5 protein-coding genes and 1 pseudogene are annotated in these 3,737 nt (G+C 46.6%); 4 read left to right on the top strand and 2 right to left on the bottom strand.

Annotation, left to right across the window (positions count from 1 at the left end; all coding sequences use genetic code 11):
- Positions 1-130 (bottom strand): annotated as a pseudogene (locus J7439_RS27620) (IS91 family transposase); the annotation flags it as partial.
- A 244-nt stretch (positions 131-374) separates the two neighbouring features.
- Here J7439_RS27620 and istA point away from each other — a divergent pair.
- The 4 genes from istA (at position 375) to J7439_RS24990 (ending at position 3,051) form a co-directional block, all read left to right on the top strand.
- Positions 375-1,928: an IS21 family transposase gene (gene istA, locus J7439_RS25005; RefSeq protein WP_209204772.1), complete on the top strand. Its 1,554-nt coding sequence runs from the start codon at positions 375-377 to the stop codon at positions 1,926-1,928.
- 12 nt (positions 1,929-1,940) lie between these two features.
- A complete protein-coding gene (locus tag J7439_RS25000; RefSeq protein WP_209204771.1) occupies positions 1,941-2,096 on the top strand; it encodes an ATP-binding protein in 156 nt (51 codons plus the stop codon).
- A gap of 374 nt (positions 2,097-2,470) precedes the next feature.
- Positions 2,471-2,740, top strand: a complete 270-nt coding sequence (dhiT, locus tag J7439_RS24995) for a type II toxin-antitoxin system toxin DhiT (RefSeq protein ID WP_209204770.1) — start codon at positions 2,471-2,473, stop codon at positions 2,738-2,740.
- A gap of 8 nt (positions 2,741-2,748) precedes the next feature.
- Entirely contained in the window at positions 2,749-3,051 is a 303-nt protein-coding gene (locus J7439_RS24990) for a DUF2442 domain-containing protein (RefSeq protein ID WP_209204769.1), read from the top strand.
- 31 nt (positions 3,052-3,082) lie between these two features.
- Here the strand turns inward: J7439_RS24990 and J7439_RS24985 are convergent, their stop codons facing one another.
- The gene (locus J7439_RS24985) at positions 3,083-3,640 is read right to left on the bottom strand and encodes a hypothetical protein (RefSeq protein WP_209204768.1); all 558 of its coding nucleotides are present in this window, start codon (positions 3,638-3,640) and stop codon (positions 3,083-3,085) included.
- Positions 3,641-3,737 lie beyond the last annotated feature (97 nt).

The following is a 3,737-nucleotide window of genomic DNA, read 5'->3' as shown; positions in this document are numbered from 1 at the left end:
TGTGCAGGACGCCGGTCATTCCCAGGTCAGCATCCAGTTTTTTGCTATTGGCTCCAAACTGTTTCAGGGTATCAGCCGCTATTCTGAACAGTAAATCGTACACCTGTCGTTGATGTTGCCAAGCCAGTGCATATTCTGGTAACACTTGAACACCCATTCTGGTAACACTTGAACACCCATTCTGGTAACACTTGAACACCTATTCTGGTTTCTTTTGAACACTTTTTGGTGATTTCCAGAATCACCGTTCAAGCTTCCAGAAACGCTGTTCAACAGACCATAAACCGGTCTCATACAGCTAACAAATATCTTCTTATGCATTGATTTTCCATAACTTTGGCCGTTCTTATCTGTACCAAGAGAGGGAACCGGCCATGACAGAAAACAGGATTACCATGCGTAAGCTTCTAGAAATTCTCCGGATGCGGTTTGGCAGCCAACTCAGCTTCCGACAAATTTCCCGCAGTGTACGAGTCAGTGTGGGGACGGTATCCAACTACGTTAAGGCCTTTCAGGAATCGGAATTAAGCTGGCCCCTGGCAGAGGATATATCTGAGCCTGAGCTTATTCAGGCGCTGTTTCCCGATGCCTCGATAGCCAATCGAAAAGGGTTGATTGATCCTGACTGGGCTGAGGTGCATCAGGAACTGAAGCGCAAGGAAGTGACCAAACAACGACTCTGGGAAGAATACTGTCAGGCTCACCCCCTCAATGCCTACAGCTATGCCCAGTACTGTCACCGTTACAATCAGTGGCGTGGTTGTCAAAAGCGATCTATGCGACAGCTGCACAATGCAGGTGAAAAGTTATTTGTTGATTATGCCGGGCCAACCATGCCAATCATCAACCCGGACACCGGCGAAATTGCCCACAATGCCCAGATATTTGTGGCTGTGCTGGGAGCTTCCAACTATACCTACGCTGAAGCGACTCTGTCACAAAAAACAGAGGACTGGCTGGGGTCTCATGAACGGGCCTTTGAGTTCTTTGGTGGGGTGCCGGAAATTGTCGTGCCAGACAACCCAAAGTGCGCAGTTATCAAAGCCTGTCGGTACGAGCCGGATCTCAACCCGTCATACCAGCACCTGGCTTGTCACTACCAGGTGGCAGTCATTCCGGCACGGCCCTACAAACCCAAAGACAAGGCCAAAGCAGAAGTCGGTGTACAGGTAGTGGAGCGGTGGATACTGGCCAGGCTTCGTCATGAAATGTTCTTTACCCTGGCAGAGCTGAACCTGCGGATACGTGAGCTGTTAATCGAACTGAACCTGAAGCCCTTTAAGCAGTTGCCAGGAACGCGACGTAGTGCGTTTGAACAACTGGATGAACCAGCCCTTAAGCCACTGCCGAAGCAACCTTTTGTGTTCGCTGAGTTTATCAAGGCCCGGGTGAATGTTGATTATCATATTATCTGCAAGGGGCACGCCTACTCGGTTCCCCATCAGCTTGCCAGGCAGGAAGTAGAAGTACAGGCGACTGAGCACTGCGTCACGATCTACGCTAACGGTAAAGTGGTGGCCAGCCACGCCCGAAAGCACACACGTGGATTTACGACGTTAGCAGTTCATATGCCGGAACGACATCGTCACCACCAGGATTGGACGCCTGAGCGTTTACTTAACTGGGCTAACGACATTGGTCAGGAAGTCTATTGCTTTATTCAATCACTGCTGGATAGCAAGGAGCATCCTGAACAAGCCTATCGAGCTTCACTGGGGCTGCTAAACCTGCAGCGGGAATATGGAACTGAACGACTCAACAACGCCTGTGCCCATGCCAGGAACATCGGGGGTTACCGGTTAAAAAATGGCCGATCAATCCTCCAGTCAGGCAAAGACCTGATACCATTGGAGCCACAGTTAAAACAAACGACAGACCCCTTGCATGATGGTCACGAAAATATTCGTGGCGCTATTTGCTATCAATAACCGGAGGCGAAGATGATCAATGAAACACTGGCTCGCCTTAGGTCACTGCGACTGACCGGAATGGCAGATGCCCTCAATCAACAGCTGGACCAGCCGGGCACCTACAGTAGCCTTAGTTTTGAAGAACGACTGGCGTTGCTTACTGAGCAGGAAGAAACAGAGCGATAAATAAAAAGGACACCCACTTTTTAAAAAGTGAAGAGCGGGCAAAATCAAGGACACCCAAAAACTACCTTAACCGACCATGGCAGCCAGCAGCCAGAGGGACAGCCAAACCGCTACGCATTTTGTCTGCCCCTGTTGGCTAAATAAAAAGGACACCCACTTTTTAAAAAGTGAAGAGCGGGCAAAATCAAGGGCAAAATCAAGGACACCCAAAAACTACCTTAACCGACCATGGCAGCCAGCAGCCAGAGGGACAGCCAAACCGCTACGCATTTTGTCTGCCCCTGTTGGCGGCGTTAGGTGCTTGTTCAAAATCCGCTGAATATCTGTATTCGATGGAGTATAATCGGGTATGATTTTGATTTAAGGGTGTCTAAATGCCAACAATATCAATGTTTTATGGCTTGATTGTCCGTATGTATTATTTTGATAATCAGCAACATAATATGCCGCATATCCATGTTCATTATCAGGATTGCAGTGCAATTATTGAGATTCCGACAGGAAATGTCTTGGAAGGAAGTCTGCCAAAAAACAAACAGAAATTGGTTGATGCATGGATTGAAATTCATAAAGAAAGTCTTATGGCCAACTGGGATTTGGCAATTAATGGTGATTCGGTATTCAAGATTGATCCTTTAAAGTAGGTGTAAATATGAATCCATCTGTTAAGTCTGTTCAAGCTCTAGAAAATTATAAGTTGAGGGTTGAGTTTGAAAATGACGAATTCAAAGATTTTGATGTCACGCCTTTTTTAGAAAAAGGTATTTTTTCTGAACTCAAAGATGAATCTTATTTTAAGCAGGTTAGAGTAGCATTTGGCTCAGTAGAATGGCCTAATGAGCAAGATTTCAGCAAAGATACTCTTTATCTTCTTGGCGTTTCAGTGAGTCCAGCTCCCCGCTCAAACAAAACATTGACAACGCACCTAACAAGAGCATCCAGCGGACGGCGCTAGACGCGCTGCCGCTTATGCAGGCGTTAGGTTCTTACTCAGCATTCTTTTTCTCATCTTCATCATCAGGCCACATAATCCACCAACAAACTATTACTACGAACAAATAAAAATGATCGAACACGAACTCGCCGATATTGCTGGCCATCCAATAAGTAAAGCCCTTGGAGCTATCATGCTCGCTTTTCTTGTTTACTTGCTCAACGTCAGCTTTTTTCAACGAAAACGATTCATTGCTAGCCTTGATCGGATTTCTGACAGCTTCAGAACTGATCTTGAGAAACTTGCCAACGAAGAAATACGAGTTATTCATATTCTCACTGACCAAAGATTTAAAGAGCATGAGAGTATCATCAATAGCGAGCTGAACAAGCTGCCCTTTCTCCTTCGTCTCCGCATGCGCCATGCCTGGAAAAAATTGGCTTATGGCAAAAATAAGAAGGAAGGCATGCTTCTTTTGTATGCCCAGTACGCTGATTACAGGTCTATAAGCGTAAACGAAGATATTAGAAAATTGGCAAGGCAACGTATCACCTCCATCATAAACTTGTGCAAATGAACCTAAATCGGGTAAGGGCTGGTCTTTCTCCAACCCTCCCCACAGCACCCGGCATGCGGGTCCGCACCGGGCGGTTCAACAATGATGGTGAAACCTGATCCATAAGTCTTTCAATGAAACAAGCCCAATT

Origin of the sequence: Salinisphaera sp. G21_0 (genome assembly GCF_017744115.1) — a bacterium.
Classification (GTDB): Bacteria; Pseudomonadota; Gammaproteobacteria; order Pseudomonadales; family Endozoicomonadaceae; genus Endozoicomonas.
The sequence above is the reverse complement of the archived record's forward strand: the minus strand, read 5'-3'. Positions and strand labels throughout refer to the sequence as shown.